Source organism: Agrobacterium sp. T29 (assembly GCF_006970545.1).
GTDB classification, from domain to species: Bacteria; Pseudomonadota; Alphaproteobacteria; order Rhizobiales; family Rhizobiaceae; genus Agrobacterium; species Agrobacterium leguminum.
Map to the genome: position 1 here is coordinate 198,032 of NZ_CP040641.1, position 24,438 is coordinate 222,469.

21 protein-coding genes are annotated in these 24,438 nt (G+C 60.9%); 11 read left to right on the plus strand and 10 right to left on the minus strand.

What is annotated here, in order from left to right:
- The first annotated feature begins 43 nt into the window (after positions 1-43).
- Genes FGF54_RS15930 through FGF54_RS15945 form a run of 4 tightly spaced genes read left to right on the plus strand, consistent with a single transcriptional unit; the run spans position 44 to position 4,340 of the window.
- Positions 44-1,567, plus strand: coding sequence for a sugar ABC transporter ATP-binding protein (locus FGF54_RS15930; protein ID WP_142780376.1), 1,524 nt, complete (start codon positions 44-46; stop codon positions 1,565-1,567).
- A complete protein-coding gene (locus FGF54_RS15935) occupies positions 1,567-2,610 on the plus strand; it encodes an ABC transporter permease (RefSeq protein ID WP_168208152.1) in 1,044 nt (347 codons plus the stop codon). The genes FGF54_RS15930 and FGF54_RS15935 overlap by 1 nt, the downstream gene beginning before the upstream one ends.
- The gene (gene yjfF / locus FGF54_RS15940) at positions 2,607-3,587 is read left to right on the plus strand and encodes a galactofuranose ABC transporter, permease protein YjfF (protein ID WP_142780378.1); all 981 of its coding nucleotides are present in this window, start codon (positions 2,607-2,609) and stop codon (positions 3,585-3,587) included. Before FGF54_RS15935 ends, yjfF begins: the two co-directional genes overlap by 4 nt.
- Before the next feature lie 18 nt (positions 3,588-3,605).
- On the plus strand, positions 3,606-4,340 hold the full coding sequence (locus FGF54_RS15945) for a FadR/GntR family transcriptional regulator (protein ID WP_003523755.1): 735 nt from the start codon (positions 3,606-3,608) through the stop codon (positions 4,338-4,340).
- A gap of 56 nt (positions 4,341-4,396) precedes the next feature.
- Here FGF54_RS15945 and FGF54_RS15950 read toward each other — a convergent pair whose 3' ends face one another.
- Positions 4,397-5,605 (minus strand): MFS transporter, encoded by a 1,209-nt coding sequence (locus FGF54_RS15950; RefSeq protein WP_142780379.1) that lies wholly within the window; start codon positions 5,603-5,605, stop codon positions 4,397-4,399.
- A 182-nt stretch (positions 5,606-5,787) separates the two neighbouring features.
- Between FGF54_RS15950 and FGF54_RS15955 the strand changes: the two genes are divergently transcribed.
- Together FGF54_RS15955 and FGF54_RS15960 are read left to right on the plus strand one after the other, a co-directional pair.
- Positions 5,788-6,726 (plus strand): AraC family transcriptional regulator, encoded by a 939-nt coding sequence (locus FGF54_RS15955; RefSeq protein ID WP_142780380.1) that lies wholly within the window; start codon positions 5,788-5,790, stop codon positions 6,724-6,726.
- 83 nt (positions 6,727-6,809) lie between these two features.
- Positions 6,810-7,448 (plus strand): bifunctional 2-polyprenyl-6-hydroxyphenol methylase/3-demethylubiquinol 3-O-methyltransferase UbiG, encoded by a 639-nt coding sequence (locus tag FGF54_RS15960; RefSeq protein WP_142780381.1) that lies wholly within the window; start codon positions 6,810-6,812, stop codon positions 7,446-7,448.
- 14 nt (positions 7,449-7,462) lie between these two features.
- On the opposite strand, the gene FGF54_RS15965 is transcribed toward FGF54_RS15960, so the two are convergent.
- From FGF54_RS15965 to FGF54_RS15975, 3 genes are read right to left on the minus strand one after another with little or no spacing between them, the layout of a single operon-like run.
- Positions 7,463-10,741, minus strand: coding sequence for an error-prone DNA polymerase (locus FGF54_RS15965; protein WP_142780382.1), 3,279 nt, complete (start codon positions 10,739-10,741; stop codon positions 7,463-7,465).
- A complete protein-coding gene (locus FGF54_RS15970) occupies positions 10,738-12,255 on the minus strand; it encodes a DNA polymerase Y family protein (protein ID WP_168208153.1) in 1,518 nt (505 codons plus the stop codon). Before FGF54_RS15970 ends, FGF54_RS15965 begins: the two co-directional genes overlap by 4 nt.
- A complete protein-coding gene (locus FGF54_RS15975; protein ID WP_142780383.1) occupies positions 12,170-12,934 on the minus strand; it encodes an ImuA family protein in 765 nt (254 codons plus the stop codon). The genes FGF54_RS15970 and FGF54_RS15975 overlap by 86 nt, the downstream gene beginning before the upstream one ends.
- A gap of 228 nt (positions 12,935-13,162) precedes the next feature.
- Between FGF54_RS15975 and FGF54_RS15980 the strand changes: the two genes are divergently transcribed.
- From FGF54_RS15980 to FGF54_RS15990, 3 genes are all read left to right on the plus strand, one after another.
- Entirely contained in the window at positions 13,163-13,516 is a 354-nt protein-coding gene (locus tag FGF54_RS15980; RefSeq protein ID WP_078052716.1) for a DUF1304 domain-containing protein, read from the plus strand.
- A gap of 4 nt (positions 13,517-13,520) precedes the next feature.
- Positions 13,521-14,792 carry a glycerate kinase gene (locus FGF54_RS15985; protein WP_142780384.1) on the plus strand — a complete coding sequence of 424 codons (1,272 nt, stop codon included), beginning with the start codon at positions 13,521-13,523 and terminating at the stop codon, positions 14,790-14,792.
- 116 nt (positions 14,793-14,908) lie between these two features.
- Positions 14,909-15,157: a hypothetical protein gene (locus FGF54_RS15990; protein ID WP_142780385.1), complete on the plus strand. Its 249-nt coding sequence runs from the start codon at positions 14,909-14,911 to the stop codon at positions 15,155-15,157.
- 72 nt (positions 15,158-15,229) lie between these two features.
- On the opposite strand, the gene FGF54_RS15995 is transcribed toward FGF54_RS15990, so the two are convergent.
- The 6 genes from FGF54_RS15995 to FGF54_RS16020 all read right to left on the minus strand — a co-directional run bounded on the left by FGF54_RS15995 (position 15,230) and on the right by FGF54_RS16020 (position 21,876).
- Positions 15,230-16,417 carry a Gfo/Idh/MocA family protein gene (locus FGF54_RS15995; RefSeq protein WP_065655512.1) on the minus strand — a complete coding sequence of 396 codons (1,188 nt, stop codon included), beginning with the start codon at positions 16,415-16,417 and terminating at the stop codon, positions 15,230-15,232.
- Between the two features lie 21 nt (positions 16,418-16,438).
- Positions 16,439-17,491: a sugar phosphate isomerase/epimerase gene (locus tag FGF54_RS16000; RefSeq protein ID WP_142780386.1), complete on the minus strand. Its 1,053-nt coding sequence runs from the start codon at positions 17,489-17,491 to the stop codon at positions 16,439-16,441.
- Between the two features lie 145 nt (positions 17,492-17,636).
- Complete coding sequence (locus FGF54_RS16005) at positions 17,637-18,710, minus strand: ABC transporter ATP-binding protein (RefSeq protein ID WP_142780387.1); 1,074 nt, start codon at positions 18,708-18,710, stop codon at positions 17,637-17,639.
- 17 nt (positions 18,711-18,727) lie between these two features.
- On the minus strand, positions 18,728-19,576 hold the full coding sequence (locus FGF54_RS16010; protein ID WP_078052712.1) for a carbohydrate ABC transporter permease: 849 nt from the start codon (positions 19,574-19,576) through the stop codon (positions 18,728-18,730).
- Positions 19,569-20,507, minus strand: coding sequence for a carbohydrate ABC transporter permease (locus FGF54_RS16015; protein WP_078052711.1), 939 nt, complete (start codon positions 20,505-20,507; stop codon positions 19,569-19,571). Before FGF54_RS16015 ends, FGF54_RS16010 begins: the two co-directional genes overlap by 8 nt.
- Before the next feature lie 67 nt (positions 20,508-20,574).
- Positions 20,575-21,876, minus strand: a complete 1,302-nt coding sequence (locus FGF54_RS16020; protein ID WP_142780388.1) for an ABC transporter substrate-binding protein — start codon at positions 21,874-21,876, stop codon at positions 20,575-20,577.
- Between the two features lie 195 nt (positions 21,877-22,071).
- Between FGF54_RS16020 and FGF54_RS16025 the strand changes: the two genes are divergently transcribed.
- Positions 22,072-23,271 (plus strand): ROK family transcriptional regulator, encoded by a 1,200-nt coding sequence (locus FGF54_RS16025; RefSeq protein ID WP_142780389.1) that lies wholly within the window; start codon positions 22,072-22,074, stop codon positions 23,269-23,271.
- Between the two features lie 52 nt (positions 23,272-23,323).
- A complete protein-coding gene (locus FGF54_RS16030) occupies positions 23,324-24,424 on the plus strand; it encodes a Gfo/Idh/MocA family protein (protein WP_142780390.1) in 1,101 nt (366 codons plus the stop codon).
- Positions 24,425-24,438: the final 14 nt, after the last annotated feature.

The following is a 24,438-nucleotide window of genomic DNA, read 5'->3' on the forward strand; positions in this document are numbered from 1 at the left end:
TCGTGCCGCTCCATCATGGCATTCTTCATGCGGAACCTGCTCAATGTCCGAAACGGCACCACTTCTGGAAGCACGCGCCATCGGCAAATCCTTTCTGGGGATCACGGCGCTCGATGGCGTCGATTTTTCGCTTGGACATGGTGAAATCCATGCCCTGCTCGGCGAAAACGGCGCGGGTAAATCGACGCTCATCAAAATCCTGACCGGCGTTTATCACCGCGACAGCGGCTCGATCTTTCTGGAGGGCAGCGAGATTTCGCCCGCCAATGTGGGCGAGGCGCAGGCGCTCGGCATCGGCACGGTCTATCAGGAAGTGAACCTTCTCGAAAACTTGACGGTTGCCGAAAACCTGTTTCTCGGCCGCCAACCGCGCCGCTTCGGGCTGATCGACCGCAACACGATGCAAAAGAATTCGCAGGCGCTGCTTGCCCAATACGGGCTTTCCATCGATGTCAACGCGCTTCTTTCAAGTTATTCCGTCGCCATCCGGCAAATCATCGCCATTGCCCGCGCCGTCGATCTTTCCGGCAAGGTGCTGGTGCTGGACGAGCCAACCGCCAGCCTTGATGCCCATGAGGTCGAGATGCTGTTCGGGGTTTTGAAAAACCTGCGCGCCCGCGGCATCGGCATCGTCATCATCACCCACTTCCTCAACCAGGTCTATGATATCGCCGACCGGGTGACGGTGCTGCGCAATGGCCGCCTCGTCGGCACCCGCGACATCGGCAGCCTGCCCCGTTCCGAACTGATCTCGATGATGCTCGGCCGCGAGCTTCAGCACATCACGCATGACCATCAGGCGACCGAAGATACGGTTGCCGAGGGTGAGCCGCCGATCCGTTTCGAAGGTTACGGCAAACGCGGCAGCATCGCGCCTTTCGATCTCGGCATCCGGCCGGGAGAAATCGTCGGCGTCGCCGGTCTCCTTGGCTCCGGCCGAACCGAAACCGCCTTCCTGCTGTTCGGCATCGACCGGCCCGATACCGGCACGGCGACAATCGACGGAAAGACGGCGGCGATTTCGTCTCCTGAAGCCGCCATCTCAGCCGGGTTCGGCTTCTGTCCGGAAGAGCGCAAGACGGACGGCATCATCGGCGACTTTTCCGTCACCGACAATATCGCGCTGGCGCTGCAGGCGCGACAGGGTTGGGCACGGCCACTCTCGCGCCGGCAGAAGGCTGAGCTTGCCGAAAGCTTCATCAAGTCGCTCGATATCCGCCCGGCCGACTCCGAGCGGCCGATCAAATTCCTGTCCGGCGGCAATCAGCAGAAAGCCATTCTGGCGCGCTGGCTCGCCACCCATCCCCGGCTGCTGATCCTCGACGAGCCGACACGCGGCATCGATATCGGCGCGCATGCGGAAATCCTGAAAATGATCGAAAAACTCTGCAGCGAGGGCATGTCGCTTGTCGTCATCTCCTCCGAACTGGAAGAGCTTACCGCCGTCGCCCATCGTGTGATCGTGCTCTCCGACCGCCGCCATGTCAGCGAATTGAAGGGCGGCGAAGTGACCGCCGACAACATCATGCGGGCGATTGCCGATGCGGCGAAAACGGAGGCGGCGTGATGGCAGCAGTGACACGACGCCTGAAAAGGCTTGCTCCCCAGCTTGCCGCGCTCTTCATCATTCTGGCAGCGATTACAATCATTTCGCAGGGTTTCCTGCATGTTTCGTTCCAGAACGGCCGGCTCTATGGCAGTCTGGTGGATATTCTCGTTCGCGCCGCACCGGTCGCGCTGTTGACCATCGGCATGACGCTGGTCATCGCCACCAAGGGCATCGACCTTTCCATCGGCGCCGTCATCGCCATTTGCGGCGCGGTCGCAGCCACGCTCATCAGCAATGGCCATTCCATTCCCTTGGTCATCGTCATCTCGCTTGCGGTGGGCATCGCCTGCGGCCTCTGGAACGGCGTGCTGGTCGCCCTTCTCGACATACAGCCGATCATCGCCACCCTGATCCTGATGGTGGCGGGGCGCGGCATCGCCCAGCTTATTACCGAAGGCGTCATTCTCACCTTCAACAATGACAGCTTTGCCGCCATCGGTTCCGGCGCATTCGCTGGCATTCCGCTGCCCGTCATCATCTGGGTGGCGGCCGCACTGCTGATCGGCCTTCTGGTGCGCAAGAGCGCGCTCGGTTTCCTGATCGAGGCGACCGGCATCAATCGCCGCGCCGCAGCCTTGGCCGGCGTGAGGGCGCGCTTCCTGCTGTTTTTCGTCTATGCCGTTTCCGGCCTCTGCGCGGCCATCGCCGGCATGATCGTGACCGCCGATATTCGCGGCGCGGATGCCAACAATGCCGGGCTTTGGCTGGAGCTGGACGCCATCCTCGCCGTGGTCATCGGCGGCACCTCGCTGAACGGCGGGCGCTTCTCCATCACCGCCTCGCTGATCGGCGCGCTCATCATCCAGACCATCAATACCGGCATTCTCGTCTCGGGCTTTCCGCCGGAATTCAACCTCATCATCAAGGCCGGCATCATCATGGTGGTGCTGACACTGCAATCGCCGGCAATCATGACGGTGCTTGGCTTCGTGAAAGCGCCCAAGCCACACGCTAAACCGGCCGCCGCCAATGGCATGACCAAGGAAGGAACCGCGCGATGATCCACAGCCGCAACTTGCCCTTCCTCACCACGCTGACGATCTTCGTCATCGCCTATCTCCTCTGCGTGCTGCAATATCCGGCGATCTTTTCCACGCGGGTAATCGGCAACCTTCTGACCGATAACGCCTTTCTCGGCATCGCGGCCGTCGGCATGACCTTCGTCATCCTGTCTGGCGGCATCGATCTGTCCATCGGTTCGGTCATCGCCTTCACCAGCGTCTTCGTGGCCGTGATGGTCGGCACCTATAATATCCATCCGCTGCTTGCCTTCGCCATCGTGCTGGTTGTCTCGACATTGTTCGGCTGCCTGATGGGGGCGATGATCCGCTTCCTCGCCATCCCGCCCTTCGTGGTGACGCTGGCGGGCATGTTTCTGGCACGCGGCGCGGCTTACCTCATCTCCACCCAGTCCGTGCCGATCTCGCATCCCTTCATCGATGCGATACAGGGCTTTTATTATCGCTTTCCCGGCGGCGGCAGGCTGACGGCGCTGGCCCTGCTGATGCTTCTCGTCTTTGCTGCCGGCATGCTGATCGCCAGCCGCACCCGCTTTGGCGCCAATGTCTATGCGCTGGGTGGCAACCCGCAATCGGCCGAGCTGATGGGCGTGCCGATCGGGGCGACGACCATCGGCATCTATGCGCTTTCCGGTTTCCTGTCGGGCCTCGCCGGCATCGTCTATACGCTCTACACTTCGTCAGGTTATTCGCTGGCGACGGTGGGCGTGGAACTCGACGCCATCGCCGCCGTCGTCATTGGCGGCACGCTTTTGACCGGCGGCACGGGGCTGGTGGCGGGAACCTTCATCGGCCTTCTGATACAGGGCTTGATCCAGACCTACATCGTTTTTGACGGGACGCTTTCCTCCTGGTGGACGAAAATCGTCATCGGTGTGCTGCTTTTCATCTTCATCGTGTTGCAGCGCGCAATCATCTGGTATTCAAACAGGAGACTGGCCGGACCGCATCCGGCATAATTGCCAAGGGAGGCTTGCTTGGGGCTGCTCGAAACGACGATAAGCGGGCGAAAACGCCGGAACAGCCACGCCCATGTGGTCTCCGAACTCGGCAGCGCCATCGTTTCGGGCAGAATTGCGGAAGGCTCCCTGTTGCCCAATGACGCGGAACTTTCCATGCGCTTCGGCGTCTCGCGCACCGTGCTGCGCGAAACCATGAAGACGCTGGCGGCCAAGCGGCTGGTCGAACCCAAGGCGAAGGTCGGCACCCGCGTTCTCGACCGCTCAAGCTGGAACTTCTTCGATCCGGATGTGCTGGGCTGGCGCTGCGAGGCCGGCATAGACCAGGAATTCGTCACGCATCTGGCGGAGATCCGCCTGGCGCTGGAACCGGCGGCGGCAGCGGCAGCGGCCCTGCAGGCCTCCAATGACGATATCGTTTCGCTTTACGTCATCGCCGCCAAATTCGACAATCCGAAACATACGCCCGAAAGCATTGCCAAGGTCGATCTCGAATTCCACCTTGCCGTGGCGCATATGTCCGGCAACCCCTTCATGCGCTCGGCAAGCGGGCTGATCGAAGCAGCACTTGCCATTTCCTTCCAGCTCTCTTCGCCGGCCGCTTCGCCTGGCACCATTGCCGAAATCGCGTCCAATCATCTGCGCATCGTGCATGCGATTGCGGCGCGTGACGCGGATGCGGCGGTGAAAGCCATGCGCCACGTGATCGAGGTCGGTAAAGACCGGACGCAGAAGGCGATCAAGACGGTTTGAGGAGTAGTAGGACCCGCAGGAATGCGGGGCCGTTTTTCTTCGACCAATTACCCCTGCTATGCCTCGACCTGCGGCACCACGCCACGGCGCGACGCCATCAGCGATGCGCCGAGAAGGGCGGCAATCGCTACGAAGACGAAGACCATCGTCGCCCCTTGAAGATCGATCAGCAGGCCGCCCAGAACCGCACCGCTGGAAATGGCGATCTGGAACGTGGTGAGCAGCAGCGCACCGGCGCTTTCTGCTTCATCGGAAGCGGCCCGCGTGATGAAGCTCTGCACACTGACCGGAAGCGCACCGAAGGCAAAGCCCCAGGCAGCGATGGCAAGGCCCGCAACGAGGGGCGACGCACCCGCAACGACCAGAACGGAGGCCGATGCCGCGATGAGAGTCGCGGCGAACGTCACCGCCCATGCCGTGTTTTTCTCGGAGAGGAAACCGCCGAAAAGATTGCCGAAAAAGCCGCCGACACCATAAACCAGAAGGATGAGGGAAATCGCCTCGACGCCAAGAAGCGTCACATCTTCCAGGAACGGACGGACATAGGTGAAGCCGGCAAAGTGACCCGCAACGATGAACAGCGTCGTCAGGAGGCCGATCCGGACCTGCGGCCGCTGCAACAGGCGGAACATTGTGGAAAGACCGGGTGCGCCAGCCGGCGGCAGCGACGGAACGGTGAGCAATTGCACGAGAAGTGCGATGACACCGAGCGCACCCGCAACGACAAAGGCCGAGCGCCAGCCAAGCGTCGCGCCGATCCACGCGCCCACCGGCGCTGCACAGACGGTGGCAACCGAAACCCCTGTCAGGATGATGGCCATGGCGCGCGGCATCTTCTCAAGCGGCACCAGCCTCAGCGCCAGCGCCGCCGACATGGCCCAGAAACCGCCAAGGCCGATGCCGAGCAGGACACGCGAGGCGAACAGCATGAAAAGACCGTTGGCGAAGGCGGCCAGCGTGCTGGAAATGATCAGCAGCGTGGTCAGCCCAAGCAATGTCCAGCGGCGGTCGATGCTGCGCGTGCCGATGACGACGCCGGGGCCGGCGACCGCCGCGACCAGCGCCGTAACGGTGATGGATTGACCGGCGATGCCGGAGCTGACGGCGAGATCGGCCGAAAGCGGCGTGAGCAGGCTGACCGGCAGGAACTCCGCCGTCACCAGCCCAAAAACGCCGAGCGAAAGCGAAACCACGGCCGCCCATTTCGCATCCGGCTCTGTCTTGCGCGGCACATATTCAAGCTCGTTTATGGTCCGGTTGTTCATGAAAATCTCCTGATGCGCATTCCCGGAATGCGTCCTGAAACGGAAAGGCGAAATGGTGAAACCGGTGGGAGCCCGGTTCAACAACCGCAAATCGATGCACATAAGCTATGCGTGACATCCCGGCGTTTCCATGCTAGAAAATCCATATTCCTTAACCAAAAATCCGAATTTGCGAGCAAGCCATGAACGATGCCCTGACCGAAATGTTGCGTGGCCTGAGGCTCGATGGTGTCGAATACGGCCGGTGCCGAATGGCCACGCCCTGGGCAACGGCCTTTCCCGAACAGGAAGCCGCGCGGTTTCATTTCATCGGCGTCGGTCAGGCGAAATTGCTGAAACCTTCCGGGGAATGGCTGACGCTGACCTGCGGTGACGCCGTGCTTCTGCCGCGAGGGCACGCCCATGTGCTGGGCAGCGGCGAGGATGTGAAGCCCACCCTTTTCGACCGCTTCGGCAAGAAGGAAGTCTGCCAGGGCATCTTCGATATGGAATGCGCGAGCGCCGGCGGCGATACCGTCGCCTTTACCGCTTCGATGCGTTTCAACATGGACAATCTGCACCCGCTGCTGCAGCTGATGCCGGATGTGATGCTGACCAGCGATCTGGCCAAAAGCGACCCGGCTATCCCCCATCTGCTTGAAGCCATGACGCGCGAGGTGGAACTGAACCGCGTGGGCGCGGGCGGCATTCTGGCACGGCTTGCCGATGTGCTGACCGCGACGTTGATCCGCACATGGGTGGAATATGGCTGCGGCGATTCCAGCGGCTGGCTGGCCGCCGTGCGCAATCCCGAACTCGGGCGGGTGCTGGCCGCCATCCACCTCAACCCCGAAAAGGACTGGAGCGTGGAGGAGCTTGCCTCTCTGATGGGCGCATCCCGCTCCAGTTTCGCAGAACGTTTCACCCGCGTGGTGGGCGAAAGCCCCGCCCGTTATGTGGTGCGCGTGCGCATGCATCAGGCGCGGCTGTGGCTGCGCGAAGGCATGCGCGTGACGCTGGCGGCGGAAAAGCTCGGTTACGATTCCGAAGCCTCCTTCAGCCGCGCCTTCAAACGCGTGCTCGGCGCGCCGCCCAGCCAGTTCCGCAGGAAGGACACGGCCGGGTTGGAGGATGCGGCTTAAAAGCTTCAAATAAAACAGATATGAATATCGGGTGAAATCAGATCCGCGTGACGCGAAAGCGTGGGGTTCGGGGAACATCCACCATGAGCATTGCCGACGACGCCCGTTTCTGGAACCGGTCTGCCCGGAAATATGCCGGGGGCAGGATTTCGGACGAAACCGGATATGCGCGCACGCTGGAACGGACCCTTGCCCTGCTGAAACCGGATGACAGGGTACTGGAACTGGGCTGCGGCACCGGGACAACGGCAATCCGGCTGGCAGGCGGTGTCAAAAACTATCTTGCGACGGATATTTCCACCGACATGATTGCGATTGCGCAGGAAAGAAAACACGCCGCCGGCTCTCTCACCAACCTCGTTTTCAGCATGGCGACCGTGGAAACGCTTGTGCCCGACCCCGCGCAGTTTAACGCGGTTCTGGGTTTCAATTACCTTCATCTGGTCCGCGATCTGCCCGGCACATTGCAGCACATCCATTCCCTGCTCGCCGCGCAGGGGCTTCTCATCACCAAGACACCCTGCGTCGGCGATATGAACCCACTCATCCGCCTTGTGTTGCCGGCCATGCGCGCAATCGGCAAGGCGCCCTATGCCGGCATCTTCACCGCCACCGAGTTGAGCCGACATATGACAGCCGGAGGCTTCGACATTCTGGCCACGGAATTTCACGCGACAAAGGGCAATGACAAGCGCCCTTATATCGTGGCGCGTAAAAGATAATCTGAACCGCCTTTTCAATGAAAATTGCGGGAAATGACCTTTATCCGCTCCACCTCATCGTCATCATCGACCGTAGCCGGCGGGCGTTTCCTAATAGTGCGATGATCTTCCGGCGGCATGCCGTGGTGGAACTCATCGCCCCGCCCATGCGGCAGGGGGAATGCGTGGTTACGCTCGCCCACACTTGCCAGCGCTTCCGACAGATCGGTCAACCGGTGGGCGACCAGATGCACCACCTCGCCCTCCCGCTGGATCTTGCCGTAAATGCCGACCATGCCGGCGGACAGCACCACACGCCGGTATTTTTCGAAGGTCTTGACCCACAGCACCGCATTGGCAATGCCCGTCTCATCCTCCAGCGTCATGAAAATCACGCCCTTGGCCGAGCCGGGGCGCTGGCGCACCAGCACCAGACCCGCCGTTTCCAGCCATGTGCCGTCACGCACACGCACCGCCTCCGCACAGGTAACGATGCGCCGGCGGGAAAGATCGCGCCGCAGGAAGGTCATGGGATGTTCGCGTAGCGTCAGCCCCACATGACCGTAATCCTGCACCACCTCGCCGCCATCCGTCATGGGCCGGAGCGCGACGGCGGGTTCCTGAAGCTCGTCCACGACAGTATTTTCCCGGCTGGCGGCGGCGGCGAAAAGCGGCAGCGGCTCATCCCGCAAAGCCTTGATGGCCCAGAGCGCCTCGCGTCTGGCAAGCGAAAGCGACGGCAGAAAGGCATCGGCTTCGGCAAGACAGACCAGTGCGGCGGCGGGAACGCCCGCCCTTCGCCAGAGATCATCCACCGAGGCAAACGCCCGGTCCTGCCGGCCGGCGACGATATCGGCAGCATGATTGTTGGAAAGCCCCTTCACCAGACGCATGCCGAGCCGCACGGCATAACGTTCTTTGCCATTGGCATCCCTCTTGCCAGTCGGTTCCAGTGTGCAATCGAAGCGGCTGTTATTGACGCAGACCGGGCGCACCTCCACGCCATGATCGCGCGCATCGCGCACGATCTGCGCCGGGGCGTAAAACCCCATGGGCTGTGAATTGAGAAGCGCCGTGCAGAAAATATCGGGATGGTGGCATTTAAGCCATGAGGAGGCATAGGCGATCAGCGCGAAGGATGCCGCGTGGCTTTCGGGAAAACCATAGCTGCCGAAACCTTCGAGCTGTTTGAAGATACGTTCGGCGAATTCTTTTTCATAGCCGTTCGTCACCATTCCGGTGACCAGTTTTTCCTTGAATTTGGAAATAGTACCGACATTCTTGAAAGTAGCCATGGCTCGACGCAACTGGTCCGCCTCATCTGCGGTGAAACCGGCGCAATCCATGGCAATCCGCATGGCCTGTTCCTGAAACAGCGGGACGCCCAGCGTCTTTTTGAGAATATTTTTAAGCTCCGGTTTTTCATACCGAACGGGCTCTTTTCCCTGACGCCGCCGCAAATAGGGATGTACCATATCTCCCTGAATGGGGCCGGGACGGACAATGGCGACCTGAATAACAAGATCGTAAAATTTGGCGGGCTTCAAACGCGGCAACATCGACATCTGCGCCCGGCTTTCGATCTGGAAAGTGCCTAGCGTGTCTGCTTTTTGGATCATTGCAAACGTTGCAGGATCATCCGGTGGCATCGCAGCAAGATCGTATTTTTCTCCTGTACGAGCCTCCAGCAGATCGAAGCCACGCTTCATGCAGGAAAGCATCCCAAGTGCCAGGCAATCCATTTTCATGAACTGCACGATATCGATATCATCCTTGTCCCATTCGATGATCTGGCGATCATCCATGGCAGCAGGTTCAATCGGCACGAGCTCATCTAGCCGATCATGGGAAAGTACGAAGCCACCCGGATGCTGGCTGTGATGGCGTGGCGTGCCAACAAGCTGGTTGGCAAGCTCGAAAGCCAGTTTCAGGCGGCGATCATCCATATTGAGGTTTAGTTCCCTTACCTGTTTTTCATCAACACCTTCGCTCCAGCGCCAGACTTGCGAGGATAGAAGTTTGGTCAGGTCCTCCGGCAGACCCAGTACTTTACCAACATCTCGCAATGCCCCTCGACCACGATAGCGGGTAACGACTGAACAAAGCGCGGCTTTATCGTGGCCATAGGTTTTGTAGACCCATTGAATAATTTCCTCACGACGCTGATGCTCAAAATCGACGTCGATGTCAGGCGGTTCACCCCGGTTTTCGGAAACGAAACGCTCAAAGACGAGATTGCTGAAACGAGCAGGATCAATGGCGGTGATACCAAGTACAAAACAGATAACTGAGTTTGCCGCCGAACCGCGTCCTTGGCACAAGATATCCATCTTACGTGCCTGTCGGACGATAGCACTCACGGTCAGAAAGTAGGGGGCGTAATTTAATCTGCCGACAACATCCAACTCATGATGCAGTGCCTTTTCCACCTTCTCCGGCAAACCATGCGGATATCGCCCCGGCACCGCATCCCAGACGAGCTTTTCCAGCGCCTGCTGCGCCGTCAGTCCCGGCAGCGTGCGCTCCTCGGGATATTGATAGACCAGTTCTTTCAGTGAAAAGGTGCAGCGCTTCGCGATTTCGAGACTGCGGGAGAGCGCTTCGGGGTAGCGGGCAAACAGCCGATGCATCTCTTCCGGCGGCTTCATATAGCGGTCGGCATGGCGTTCGCGCCGGAAACCCGCCTCGTCGATGGTGCAATTGTGCCGGATACAGGTGACGACATCCTGCAGCATGCGCCGCTCGGGCACATGGAACAGCACGTCATTGGTCACCACGGTCGGCACACCAGCCGCTTCCGCCATGTTCGACAGTTCGAAAAGCCGCATCTGGTCGTTGGGCCGCCTTCTGAGGCTGAGCGCCATATAGGCCCGGTCCGCAAAGGCTGTCTTCAGCCGGCGCAGGCGAAGCGCGCAGAGATCGTCGGCCAGATCGGCGAGCAATACGACGATCAGGCCTTCGCCATAGGCAACCAGATCGTCCCAAGCCAGCCGGCATTTGCCCTTGCCGCCTCTTTTCTTGCCGACGGAAAGCAGCCGACAAAGCCGCCCGTAAGCCGCGCGATCCATGGGATAGGCAAGCACGGAGATATCGTCATCCAGATCGAGACGACAGCCGATGACGAGGCGGATGCCAAGCTTGTTCGCCGCCTCGTAAGCGCGGGGAATGCCCGCAAGACTGTTGCGATCGACAATGCCGAGCGCCTCGATGCCCAGATTTTTGGCCTGTTCAAACAGTTCGTCGCAGGAGCTTGCACCGCGCAGGAAGGAAAAATGCGTGGTCACCTGAAGTTCGGCATAACGCGGCGCGCTCATGCGAAGACCCCGTGAATGAACCAGCCCTGAGAACCAGTCTCGATATGTTCGCCGTCGCCGGAGCGGAAAATCCAGAAGCGCTCGCCGCTTTCATTTTCCACCGTGAAATAATCGCGCACGGCGGCCTTTTCCCGGTCGCGTTTCCACCATTCGCCGAACACCCGCTCCGGCCCGTCGGCGCGCCGCACATTGTGGCGCACGCCTTTCCAGAGGAAATAACGCGGCGGATGGTCCGGCAGCAGCGCCAGCGTCTCGATGGGTTCCGGCCTTGCAAAAAGCCTGACCGGGCGCGGCCAGTGGCCGGGCCAGCCGAGCCTATCCTCTGGCGCAAGCGCCGCAACGGGGGCAACGGAGCGTTCCGGCACATCGCTCGCCACCGCCGCATAACGATAGACCCGGTGGCCGCGATTGAGAATGACATCGACCGTATCGGCGATGTCCGCACGGCCTTCCTCCAGAAGCGAGGATCGGGCCTGCGCGGCGACAAGCGGCTCGGCATGGGTGGCGGTCAGCACCATCATCTCGATGCCGAAACCGGGATCGATGGTGTCGATACGGTCGGTCAGAAGCCGGACAAGCTGTTTAATGTCTCGCACCGGTCTGGAGGTGCCGGCCCGCACCGCCTGCAGGCCGCTATCGACCCGGTGCAGCACCAGATCGACCCGGCGTGCGCCGAGGCCGCGCTTTTCCAGCGCGATACAAAGGTCAGCAACCAGTTTTTGCGTATAACGGGCAATCGTCTCCGCCGCTGCAATGGGTTCGGGAAAGGCGCGCCGCACCTCCACCAGCTCGGCCACGCGCACCGGTTCGATGGGTTCACCGATCTCCCCCAAAGCCTGGGAAAGACGGCGCACGAGTTCGGGGCCGAAACGCAGGGTCAGCGGCGCACGCGGGGCATCGGCCAGCTCGCCGATGCTGCGGAAACCGAGCACCTTCAGCCCGGAAACAATACGCTCTTCCAGCCTGAGCGCGGCCAATGGCAAGCCGCTAACCGCCACCCGCTGCCCGCCCGGTGGCACGATGCTGATTTCCTCACGGCCGAAACGGGCCAGCGCATGGGCCGCCCCCCAGCTATCGGCAATGGCGGCGCGGGCGGCAAAGCCTGCGGCATGCAGGCGGTTGACCATGCCGCTCAGCATCAGCGCCTCATTGCCGTGCAGATGGTCCGCCCCCGCCGTGTCCAGCACCAGCCCGTCCGGCGGGTCGGCGGCAACGATGGGGGCATAGATGCGCAGGAAATGAAAGGCCAGCTGCTGCAGGGCGCGGGCATCTCCAGCCGTATCCATATCTTCCACGATAAGGCCCGGCACCAGCGCCTGCGCCTTGCTGACCGGCGTGCCGGGCCGGATGCCCGCCGCCTTTGCCGCCTTGTCGAGCGCCAGCACCAGCCGGCGGCTGCCCTGGCGGCCGATCATGACCAGCGGCTTTTCAACCGGCGGCGCGTCCTTGCCCGAAAGACGCCGGAAACGATCCGTCGACCATGTCGGCAGGTAGAGCGAGACGACCCTTTGCATCACAGGCTTCCACTTCAAATTCGGCACTTTCGCCGCCGCGACATCGCAAAAGTTCCAGAAACCAGCGCGGCCTGCCCACCCCCGGCACCGGCAAGGGGGATGAGGGCCGGACAGAGATGCGCCAGCGGGTCACCGCCGCCGTCGGCTCGCCGAACAGCGCCGCATCGGCCGCACGCCGGAAGCGGCGGATGGCGATGCCGGTAACACCGGAGGTTTCCGCCGCCAGTTGCAGCCGCCGCGAGGCATTCATCGGCAGCTTCGCCAGCTCGCCCATCACCGCGCCGAAACCGTTGCAGCGTAAGCCCTCCTCGAAACAATCGAGCACGCCTTTCTCATCGCGGCATTCAACGATGATGACCCGGTTCTGCGACAGGCCGGCCTGCGTCAGCCCCGGCATGAACAGATCCCGGCGGGTGACACACCATAAAACCTTGCCGGAAAGCCGTGCCGCCACACCGGCCGCAAAAAGGGCGGCCGCCGCGCCATCGGCAGCGCCATTGCCGCCGCCGCTCACCTCATGCAGGCAACCGAGCTTCAGCCCGCCTCCCGGCAGGCGATGGTCGATGGCATCCACGCCGAAAGGCAAGGTCTCGTGCAGGCGCGGAGCGCCGTTACCGATCCTTTCCAGCCTTTCACGCAGCTCTTCGACAACGAGCAACTGATCCGCGCGCTTTTGCATGGCATGACAGGTTTCAATTCCGGTTATTCATCTTTATTGTTCCTGTTTTGTTCCTATTTCAGCAAAGAGTCAAGCAATAGGCTGCCGGTCTTCAACAGTTTGCACGGGAAGAGAGGATTCTGGCCTTGCGGCCCTCTGCCCTGCCGTTAAAACGGAATTGTCCGCTCGCCACCTGTTTTACTCTGACAGCCGCCGGCAACGGACATCATGGTTTGGAGGAAACCGCCGATGATCGCCAGCATTCTGATTGCCGTGGTTGCGGCCATCCATATTTACATCGTCATTCTGGAAATGCTGCTGTGGGAAAAACCAGCCGGCCGCAAGGCCTTCGGTCTTTCGGCGGATTTTGCCCGGCAGACGAAAGTACTGGCCGCCAATCAGGGACTTTATAACGGTTTTCTCGCAGCGGGGCTGATCTATGGGCTGATGCAGGGCGATGAAGGGCTGAGCTTCAAGGTTTTCTTCCTGACCTGCGTTCTGGTGGCCGGTATTTTCGGCGCCATCACCGCCAATATGAAGATCCTGTTCATTCAGGCATTGCCGGCATTGTTCGCGCTCGGCTTCCTCTGGATCGGAGCATGAACCGATGAGCGCATGGAACGATCACAGCGCAAAAGACGCTCTCAACCGGATTTTCATGGCGGCAGTCGCAAGCGCCGATCCGGCAAAGGTGCTGCAACACCACCTTCCCTCCCCGCCCAAAGGCCGCTGCGTGGTGGTGGGCGCCGGCAAGGCTTCCGCCGCCATGGCTGCCGCGCTCGAAGCGGCATGGCCGCATGTCGATCTTTCCGGCGTGGTGGTGACGCGTTACGGCCATGCCGTCCCAACCACACGTATCGAGATCATCGAGGCCTCGCACCCCGTGCCCGACGATAAAAGCGCGGAAGCGGCAAAACGCATTCTCGCCGCCGTTGAAGGCCTGACCGCCGACGACATGGTCATCGCACTGATTTCCGGCGGCGGTTCGGCGCTGATGGTCGCGCCGGCCGAAGGCATGGCACTTGCCGACAAGATGGCCGTCAATCGTGCCCTTTTGGCCAGCGGCGCGACGATTTCCGAAATGAACGCCGTGCGCAAACATCTCTCCCGCATCAAGGGCGGGCGGCTGGCGCTGGCTGCCAAACCGGCCAGGGTCGTTTCGCTGCTGATTTCCGATGTGCCGGGAGACGATCCCTCCGAAATCGCCTCCGGCCCGACGGTTGCAGATCCGAGCGATATTGAAACCGTGCGGGAAATCGTCTCCCGTTATGCGCTCGATCTTCCCGAAAACGTGCGCAAGGTGCTGGAAAAAGGCGAGGAAACCCCGAAGGCGGGCGATATCGAGGAAGATATCCGGCTCATCGCCGCCCCCTCGCTCGCCCTGCAGGCCGCGGCGGATGAGGCGGTGAAACTCGGGCTTACGCCGCTCATCCTCGGAGATTCGCTGGAAGGCGAATCCAGGGATGTCGGCGCTGTCATGGCCGGCATCGCTCTTTCCGCCAGCCGCAAGGGTCTGCCGGTCAAAGGTCCGGCCGTACTGCTTTCCGGCGGCGAAACCACAGTGACGATCGGCAAGGGGCCGGCCGGCAAGGGCGGACGCAATACGGAATTCCTGCTGAGCCTTGCGCTGACGCTCAAAGGTGCGGACGGCATCTGGGCCATTGCCGGCGATAGCGACGGCATAGACGGCGTGGAGGATGCGGCAGGTGCGGTAGTAACACCGGACACGCTTGCCCGTATGCGCAAAGCCGGTGTCGATCCGCGTCAGTCGCTCGTGGGCCACGACAGCTACACCGCTTTCAGGGCAGCAGGAGACCTTGTCGTGACGGGGCCGACGCTGACGAATGTGAATGATATCCGCGCGATTTTGATCGGGTGATAGCGGGGGAGTTCGCAGCGATTACGGGCTTTCCGGCGTGGATCGCGGAGGGAAGACGTTTTGACTATGCCCTCGGACAGGAGTAATCTGGCTGGAGATCCTTTGGAGCCTCAGCCATGCGACCTGGAGTGCTCATACTTGGCCTGATCTTGGCCCTTATTCCGACTTTGGCGGATGCCCACAATTGCAAATGCCGAAATCGCGGCGTCATGTTCCAGCTCGGCCAGACATCCTGCCTGAAGGTCGACGGCGGCTCTTATCTTGCGCGCTGCGAGATGAAGCTCAACGTTTCGTCCTGGACCAAGCTTCAGGACGGTTGCCCCATAACGGATAGGGTTCAGACGCAATCAACCCGCGTCAATTGATCCCATCGGCAGATGACGCCAAGGGCATCTTCTCCCCGCCATCGGGGAGAAGAAATACGCGGCAACCCAGTCTTACAGCTTCACCCAGCCACCATTCTTCTTGCCGGACTCGATGCAGGCTGTGACGAAAGCGACACCTTTAACCCCGTCGTCCACGGTGGGGTAAATCACCGCCTTGTCGAGCGCCGAGCCGCTGCGGCGGGCCTCGATGGCATGCGCCGCTTCGGTATAGATGGTGGCGAAGGCTTCGAGATAACCTTCCGGGTGGCCGGACGGAATGCGGGTGACGCGCGCTGCGGCAGCCCCTGCCCCGGCGCCGCCGCGGGTGATCAATTGCTTGGGTTCGCCAAGCCTCGTGAACCAGAGATAGTTTGGGTCCGCCTGCGTCCACTCGATACCGGCCTTGTCGCCATAAACACGAACCTTCAGCCCGTTTTCGTGGCCGACCGCAACCTGGCTGCACCAGAGCAGCCCCTTGGCCGCCTGCTTGCCGCCCTTTTGCTTGAAGCGCAGCATCACATGCGCATTGTCGTCCAGTCGACGGCCTTCGACAAAGGTGTGCACATCTGCCGCCAGCTCATCCGCTTCCAGACCGGAAATGAAGCAGCCGAGATTATAGGCATGGGTGCCAATATCGCCGGTGGAGCCGCCGACGCCCGATTGCGCCGGATCGGTACGCCAGACAGCCTGTTTCGCACCGGTCTGTTCCACCGCTTCCGTCAGCCAGTCCTGCGGATATTCCATCTGCACCAGACGGATATTGCCGAGTTCACCGGCCTCCACCAGTTCCCGCGCGTGCCGCACCATGGGATAGCCGGTATAATTATGCGTCAGGATGAACAGCGCATCGGCCTTGTCGGCCACCTGCTTCAGCTTTTTGGCGTCTTCCAGATTGGAGGTCAGCGGCTTGTCGCAGATGACATGGATGCCGCGCTCCAGAAACGCCTTGGCGGCCGGATAATGCACATGGTTCGGGGTGACGATCGCCACCGCCTCGATGCCATCCTCGCGCAGCGCTTCCTTTTCGGCCATTTCCTCGAACGAACCGTAGCAGCGCTCGGGATCGAGCCCCAGCTCACGGCCGGAGGCTAGCGATTTTTCCGGCGTCGAGGACAGGGCCCCCGCCACGAGATCGAAACGATTGTCGAGTCGCGCGGCCATGCGGTGAACGCCGCCGATAAATGCGCCCGAACCGCCACCCACCATGCCAAGGCGAATCCGCCTGTTCGCCTTGTCGGTTGTCTTTCCTTCAATAGCCATAATATCTCCCCTGAAATGCTTTTAAAGCCCGAGCATACGGCGGTTGGCCGCATCGTCCGTGCCGCTCGATGCGAAATCGTCAAAGGCTTTTTCCGTGACGCGGATGATATGTGCCTTGACGAATTCGGCTCCTTCCCGGGCACCGTCTTCAGGATGCTTCAGCGCGCATTCCCATTCGACCACGGCCCAGCCATCGAAATCATTGGCCGCCATCTTGGAGAAGACCGCACCGAAATCCACCTGCCCGTCGCCCAGCGAACGGAACCGGCCCGCGCGGTTGACCCAGCCCTGATAACCGCCATAAACGCCGTGCCGGCCGGTCGGATTGAACTCCGCGTCCTTAACGTGGAACATCTTGATGCGGTCCTTGTAGATGTCGATATTGTCGAGATAATCGAGGCATTGCAGAATGTAATGCGACGGATCGTAGAGCATGTTGGCGCGCTTGTGGTTCCTCACCCGCTCCAGGAACATCTCGAAAGTCACGCCATCATGCAGGTCTTCGCCGGGATGGATTTCGTAGCAGACATCCACACCCTGCTCATCGGCATAATCGAGGATCGGCGTCCAGCGTTTCGCCAGCTCATCGAAGGCGGTTTCCACCAGACCGGCCGGACGCTGCGGCCACGGGTAGACGAAGGGCCAGGCGAGCGCGCCCGAAAAGGTCGCATGCGCCTTGATGCCGAGATTTTTCGACGCTTTCAGCGCCAGCTTCACCTGCTCCACCGCCCATTGCTGGCGGGCTTTCGGATTGCCGCGCACTTCAGGTGCTGCAAAACCGTCGAAAGCCTCGTCATAGGCCGGGTGAACGGCAACCAGCTGGCCCTGCAAATGGGTGGAAAGCTCGGTCACCTCGACACCGTTCTGGCGCGCCACCCCGGCAAATTCGTCGCAATAATCCTTCGATTCCGCCGCTTTTCTGAGATCGATCAGCTGTCCTGCCCATGTCGGCACCTGCACACCGGCATAGCCCTTTTCCGCCGCCCATTTGGTAATGCTGTCCCAGCTGTTGAAAGGGGCGACATCACCGGCGAACTGGCCGAGAAAAATACCCGGTCCCTTGATCGTTCTCATAAAAACTCCTCCCTGTATCGATACAGTTAAGCGGTAAAACCGCTTTGGCTCCCAGCGCCAAGCTAACCGGTCGTAATTTTCAAACAAGCCCCAAAAGCGGAGGGGCGAGAGAATTTCGCTATTTCACTAAAAAAGCGAAAACCGGCTAAAGCGCCAGCCCGCTCGCCCTGTCGAACACATGCACGCGCTCATGATGCACGGTCGCGGCAAAGGGGGTATTGACCTTGACCGGCTGCTCGCCATCCACCACCGCCGTCACCTGATCGCCCGCCAGTTCGAAGACCACATGGGTCTGCGCTCCCGTCGGTTCCACCAAAACCGTCCGGCCGGACAGCGATATATCGCCGCCGATGGTCGAACCGATATGTTCGGGGCGGAGCCCGATCGTCACCGGCTGGCCGCGCTTGACCTTGCGTGTCGCGGCAATACGGATCGCGGTTCCGTCCTTCAGCCGGGCGGCAGGCTGATCCCCCTCGCCATCGACAACGCCTTCGATGAGGTTCATGGCCGGCGAGCCGATGAAGGCGGCGACGAAGAGATTGGCGGGCGTCTTGTAGAGCTCGAGCGGCGTGCCCTGCTGTTCGATGCGACCGTGATTGAGCACCACCACCCGGTCCGCCAATGTCATCGCCTCGATCTGGTCATGGGTGACATAGATGGAGGTGGTGCCGACCTTCTGGTGAAGCGCCTTGATTTCGCTACGCATCTGCACGCGAAGCTTGGCGTCGAGGTTGGACAGCGGCTCATCGAACAGGAAGACGGCCGGATTGCGCACCACGGCGCGGCCCATGGCGACGCGCTGGCGCTGGCCACCGGAAAGCTGCGAGGGCTTGCGGTCGAGAAGCTTGCCGAGATCGAGCATACGAGCGGCTTCCGCCACGCGCTCCTCGATGATGTTTTTCGGCTGGCCGGCTAGCTTCAGGTTGAAGCCCATGTTTTCGGCCACCGTCATATGCGGATAAAGCGCATAGGACTGAAACACCATGGCGATGTTGCGCTCACGCGGGGTCATGCCATTGACCACCTTGTCGCCGATGAGAATATCCCCATCGGTGATTTCCTCCAGCCCGGCGATCATGCGCAGCAGGGTGGACTTGCCGCAGCCGGAAGGCCCGACCAGGGCGATGAATTCGCCGTCCGCAATATCGAGCGAGATGCCGTGAATGACATCGAGGGCGGCATAGGACTTGCGGATATCCTTGAGTTCGACGGAAGCCATGTTTTGCTCCTTTCACGTCACGATTTGACGGCACCGGCCGTCAGGCCCGCGATGATGTGTTTCTGTGCGAGGAAGAAGACGATGACGGTCGGCAGGATCGTCAGCGTGATGAAGGCGAGAACGAGCTGCCATTCGGTGCCGAATTCACCGCGATAGACCATGATGCCGAGCGGCCAGGGATATTTCGATTCCGAATTTAGCATGATCAGCGGCAGGATATAGCTGTTCCAGCTGCCGACGAAGGAAACGATGCCGACGGTCGCCACGATCGGCCGCGAGAGCGGCACGGAAATGTGCCAGAAGAAGCGCAGATAACCGCACCCATCCACGAAGGCGGCCTGAAACAGCTCCTCCGGCAGATTGCGGAAATAATTGCGGAACAGGAGAATGCTCATGCCCAGCCCGAAGGCCACCTGCGGCAGCACCACACCCCAATAGGTATCGAGCAGGCCCAGATCGCGAATGCGGATGAACAGCGGCAGGATGGCGGTGGCCGCCGGGAACATCAGCCCCAGCAGGAAATAATTCAGCAGGAAGGACGAGCCGAAAAACTTCACATGCGCGAAGGTGAAGGCGGCCATGGCCGAGACGGTCAGCGTCAGGAACACCGTCAACAGCGCGATGACAAGCGAGTTGAAGATTTGCAGCCAGTAGCGTTTGCCGAAAAGGATATCGCCGTAATTGGCCCATTGCCATTCGGCCGGAATGCCGAACGGGTTGACGCGCAGGTCTCCCAGCGTCTTGAAGCCGCCAAGCGCGGTGGTGAGCAACGGGATGAGCACAATGGCCGCAATCAGGCTCAGCGATATATAAAGATAAAGCTTGGTTTGCAGCGGCATGCGGACGGAGGTGGATGTGTCAGTCATGGCGCATGAAAATCCTTTTGTAACCGAAGGCGAGCGTCACGCAGATGACGAAGAGAACGACGCCGACCGCGCTGCCAAGCCCCACCTGCATGCGCATGACGCCGTAGGTGTATAGGAAGGTGACCATGGTCTGCGTGGAGTTGGACGGCCCGCCGCCGGTGAGCGGCATGATCATGTCGAAGAGCTGCAGCGAGCCGATGACCGCAAAGAAGACGGAGAGGCGAACGGTGGAGCCGAGCATCGGCAAGGTGACGTATCGGAATTTCTGCCAGCCGGAAGCGCCATCGATTTCGGCTGCTTCCAGCACATTCTTGTCGACGGATTGGAGGCCGGCGATGAACAGCATCATGTGAAAGCCGAAATATTTCCAGACGATGACGCCGAGCACGGCATAGATCGCCACATCCTTATCGGCCAGCACATAGGGATTGGCGAAACCGAAGAAATTGGAAATGGCGGCAAACAGGCCATAATCGCCATCATAAACGAAACGCCAGATCAGACCCGCCGCGACGTCAGCGAGAACGTAAGGCAGAAAGAACACCAGGCGGAAAGCGACGACACCGGGAATGCGGTGCGCCAGCATCATGGCGAGCCAGATGGCCAGCGGAATCTGGATCAGGATCGAAATGAGGATGATGAGGCCGTTATTGATCAGGGCCTGCGAGAATGCGGCATTGCCGAAAAGCACCTGGAAATTCTTCAAGCCGACAAAATCGGTCGGCGTGCCGTAGCCGTTCCAGCGGTAAAGACTGTACCACGCCGCCTCGCCCATGGGCAGGATGACGAACAGGGTAAAGAGCAGCAGTGCGGGCGGCAGGAAGACCAGAAGGGTCAGCGCCCGGTCGTGCGCGACCGAGCTTTGCTTGCGCTTTGTCTTCGCCGCGCCGCGCGCCGGTATGGACGCAGAAGTCATGGAAATATCCGTCATCTCTATCCGCTTTCGTGGAGGCAGATAAGCAGCGCCGCACATTCGCGGCGCCGCCATGGAAACCAGATCAGCGCAGTTCGAATGCGTCCTGAATCTGCTGGGCACCCTCTTCGGCAGTCATCTGGCCGGAAACGATCTCAACCGAGATATCGTTGACGACACGACCGACGGCAGCGCCGAGCGTCTGGTCGAAGAAGTTCTGGTGCCAGGTGGAAGCAGCCAGCTGCTTGGCGGAATCCGCCAGCAGCGGGTTCTTCACCGCACCGGCAGCCCCTGTGGCAACCGGCAGGATCATACCGGCGGTCGCCATTTTCTCTTCGCTTTCCTTGCTGGTAAGGAAGGTGGCGAAATCGATCGCTTCCTTGGACGCGTTTTTCGTGACAGCCCAGCCGTTCAGGCCGCCCAGCGTATCTGTGGCCTTGCCCGCACCGCCCTCGACAACCGGGAAGGCGAAGCGGCCGATATTGTCTGCGGCCAGCCCCTTGCCGTCACCGGCATTCTTGCGCTGGTTGGCTTCCGTATTGTCGAAACCGAGAATAATCGCTGCCTTGCCGTCACCGAAGACACCGAGCGCCTGTGGCCAGGTGGAGCCGAGATAACCGGGCTGGAAGGGTTCGAGCTTGCCGAACTCGGCCAGCTGTTCACCCGCCTTGATGATCGCCGGATCCATGAAACCTTCGCCTTCGCCCTTGCGGGCGGCATCGAACACGGCCTGCCCGCCATTGCGCATGACGAGATAGCTCCAGTAGAAATGGATCGGCCATTTTTCACCGCCGCCACCGGCAATCGGGACGATGCCCGCTTCCTTGATCTTCTTGACCGTGGCGCTGAAATCGTCCCAGGTCTTGATGTCCTCGGCCTTCACGCCGGCCTTGGCAAACAGCTCCTTGTTGTAAAAGAAGCTGACGAGGCTGACACGGTAAGGCACGGCCCAGACCTTACCGTCGAAAGACAGGCCGTCGATTGCGGATGCATTATAGGCCTGCCGCAGCTTGCCGCCATTGGCGTCGAAAACCTCGGTCAGATCCTTCAGCGCACCGGTCTTGGACTGTTCCTCAAGGACGCCGCCACCCCAGCTATAAAAGAAATCCGGCACGTCGTTGGATTGCAGCAGCGTCGGCAATTTCGCCTTGAAAGCCTCGTTTTCGAGGAACTGCAGCTGAATATCAACATCGGGGTGCTTGGCCTCGTATTCCTTGGCGATCTCCTCCCAGACAGCCACGGATTTTGGGTCCAATTCCACATGCATCCATTTAACAACGGTCGCCGCCGAGGCGCTGGCCGCGCCGAGCATCAGGGCTATGCTTGTCGTTGCGGCAAAAGCGATCCGCCTGCCGCTCAGGCTTGCGCCTGCGTGCCAATAGGTCATGTTCGTGATCCTCCCTGGGGTTCCTCACCATTTATTCCCCAATGCGGATTAATTCACCCCACACCCTGCCCAATGTCAAGGCGGGTTGCTGATTTTTTACCCTGATGGCTTGACACACCCCTCCCGGCAGACGTTATTTAATCCGCAATCCGATATAAATTCGTTTTAGATCGAAGCCGATCGCAGCAGGACCCCATGAAGACCGCAGACCCAGAATTAATGCGCGCGATCAACAGGCTGAGCGTGCTGGACAGCATCCGCCGCCATGGGCCGATCTCGCGGGTGGAAATCAGCGAAAGAACGCAGCTTTCCACCACCACCGTCTCGGCGATCACCGCCTCGCTGCTCGATGACGGGCTTATCCTCACCCGTCATATCGGCGATATCCGCACCGAAGGCGCACGCGGCAGGCCGCGCGTGATGCTGGAACTGAACCCGGATGCCGCCCGCGTGGTGGGCGCCAAGATCGCCGCAAGCCGCATGGTCTTCGTCGTCACCGATTTCTGCGGCAACGTGCTTTCAACGCTTGCACTACCGATCCGTGTCGACCGTCAGCCCATCGGCGTCATCGCCGATCTGGTGGAGGACGGGGTGCGGCGCTGCGTCGTCGATGCCGGGCTTTCGCTGGAAGATGTGGACATGGTCTGCCTCGGCCTGCCCGGCGTCATCGAGCATCGCACCGGGAAAATTCGCAGCAGCCCGATTTTACGCGAAGTGAACGTCAATTTCGCCGAGGAAATGACCGCGCGGCTGAATTCGCCGACCATCATCGAAAGCGACGCCCACGCCATCACGCTCGCCCATCACTGGTTCGGCCATGCCCGCGATCTGGAAGACATGGTGCTGATTTCGCTCGAACAGACGCTCGGGCTTGGCGTGCTGCACCAGAACCAGCTGTTTCGCGGCGCTGGCGGGCTCAGCCACAATCTCGGCGACCTCGTCATCGGCCTTGCCAATGAGGGCACGGTGCGGCTGGCGAGCCAGGCGGGCGAAAACGCCATTCTGGGCTCCCGCCCGGCGGATGGGCGCTTTGCCGAGGCGATCCGGCTCGGCCGCGGCATGCAGCATGCCCATGCATTGATTGCGGCGGAAGACCACGACCTCATCGCGGCAGCCTTGCGCGCCGGCGCAGCGCTTGGCCTGACGCTTGCCAATATCGTCACACTGTTCGCGCCGCCACGGGTCATCATCACCGGCTCCAGCCTCGAGCTCGGAGAACCCTTCATCGCCAGTATTCGTGACAGCTACAATGCCGCCGTGCCGCCTTCGCTGGCCGGCGTCGCCGCGCTGGTTTTCGACATTGCGAGCGACGAATTATGGGCGCAGGGGGCTGCGGCCGTCGCGCTTTACGAACTTTACGAATCGCCATGGAACACCACGGGACCGGCGCTTTAGCCCACGGGTTGAGCACGGGCTTCGGCATTTCTGATTTACGGGAGGAAATCACATGAACAGGGTCGGTATCGGCATCATCGGCTGCGGCAACATCTCCAGCGCCTATCTCAAGGCCATGGCGTCGTTTCCCATTCTCGACATTCGCGGTCTTGCGGATATGAACGAGGCGGCGGCGAAAGCCCGTGCCGATGAATTCGGCCTTCAGGCAACCAGCATCGACGCGCTTCTCTCCGATCCTTCCGTAGAGATCATCGTCAACCTCACCATTCCCAAGGCGCATGTGGAGGTGGGGCTGCGCGCGCTTGACGCCGGCAAACACGCATATTCCGAAAAACCGCTCGGTATCAATTTCGCCGAGGGCAAGCGGCTTGCGGATGCGGCAAAGGCAAAGGGTCTGCGCATTGGCTCGGCCCCGGATACTTTCCTCGGCGGCGGGCACCAGACCGCACGCTGGCTGATCGATGAGGGCGTGCTTGGCCAGCCGGTCGGTGGAACGGCCACATTCATGTGCCCCGGCCACGAGCGCTGGCACCCCAACCCGGCCTTTTATTACGAGGTTGGCGGCGGGCCGATGCTGGATATGGGCCCCTATTACATCACCGATCTCGTCAATCTGTTCGGCCCGGTCGCCAAAGTGGCGGGCTTTGCCATCGCCCCGCGCAATGAGCGCCTCATCACCAGCGAGCCGAAGAACGGCGAAAAAATCCCTGTTCATGTCGCCACTCATGTGTCCGGCGTGCTGGCTTTTGAGAACGGCGCCGTGGTGCAGGTGGGCATGAGCTTCGATGTGGCAGGCCACAAACATGTGCCGCTGGAACTCTATGGCACTGAAGGCACGCTGATCGTGCCCGATCCCAACCATTTCGGCGGCGAGGTGCAATTGCTGAAGAAGGGCGGCCAGTTCGAGCCGCAGGCCCTGTCATCCCCCTATGCGGACGGCAATTACCGTTCGATAGGCGTAGCGGATATGGCCCATGCGATCCGCGAAAACCGCCCGCATCGCGCCAATGGCGATCTTGCCCTGCATGTGCTGGAGGTGATGGAAGCCTTCCAGACCGCATCGGACAGTGGCACCGCCGTTTCCATCACCACCAAGGCGGAGCGCCCGGCTCCGCTCGAAACATCGCTGGTCGACGGCCAGCTCGGCAAATAATCCGGAGGAGGAAA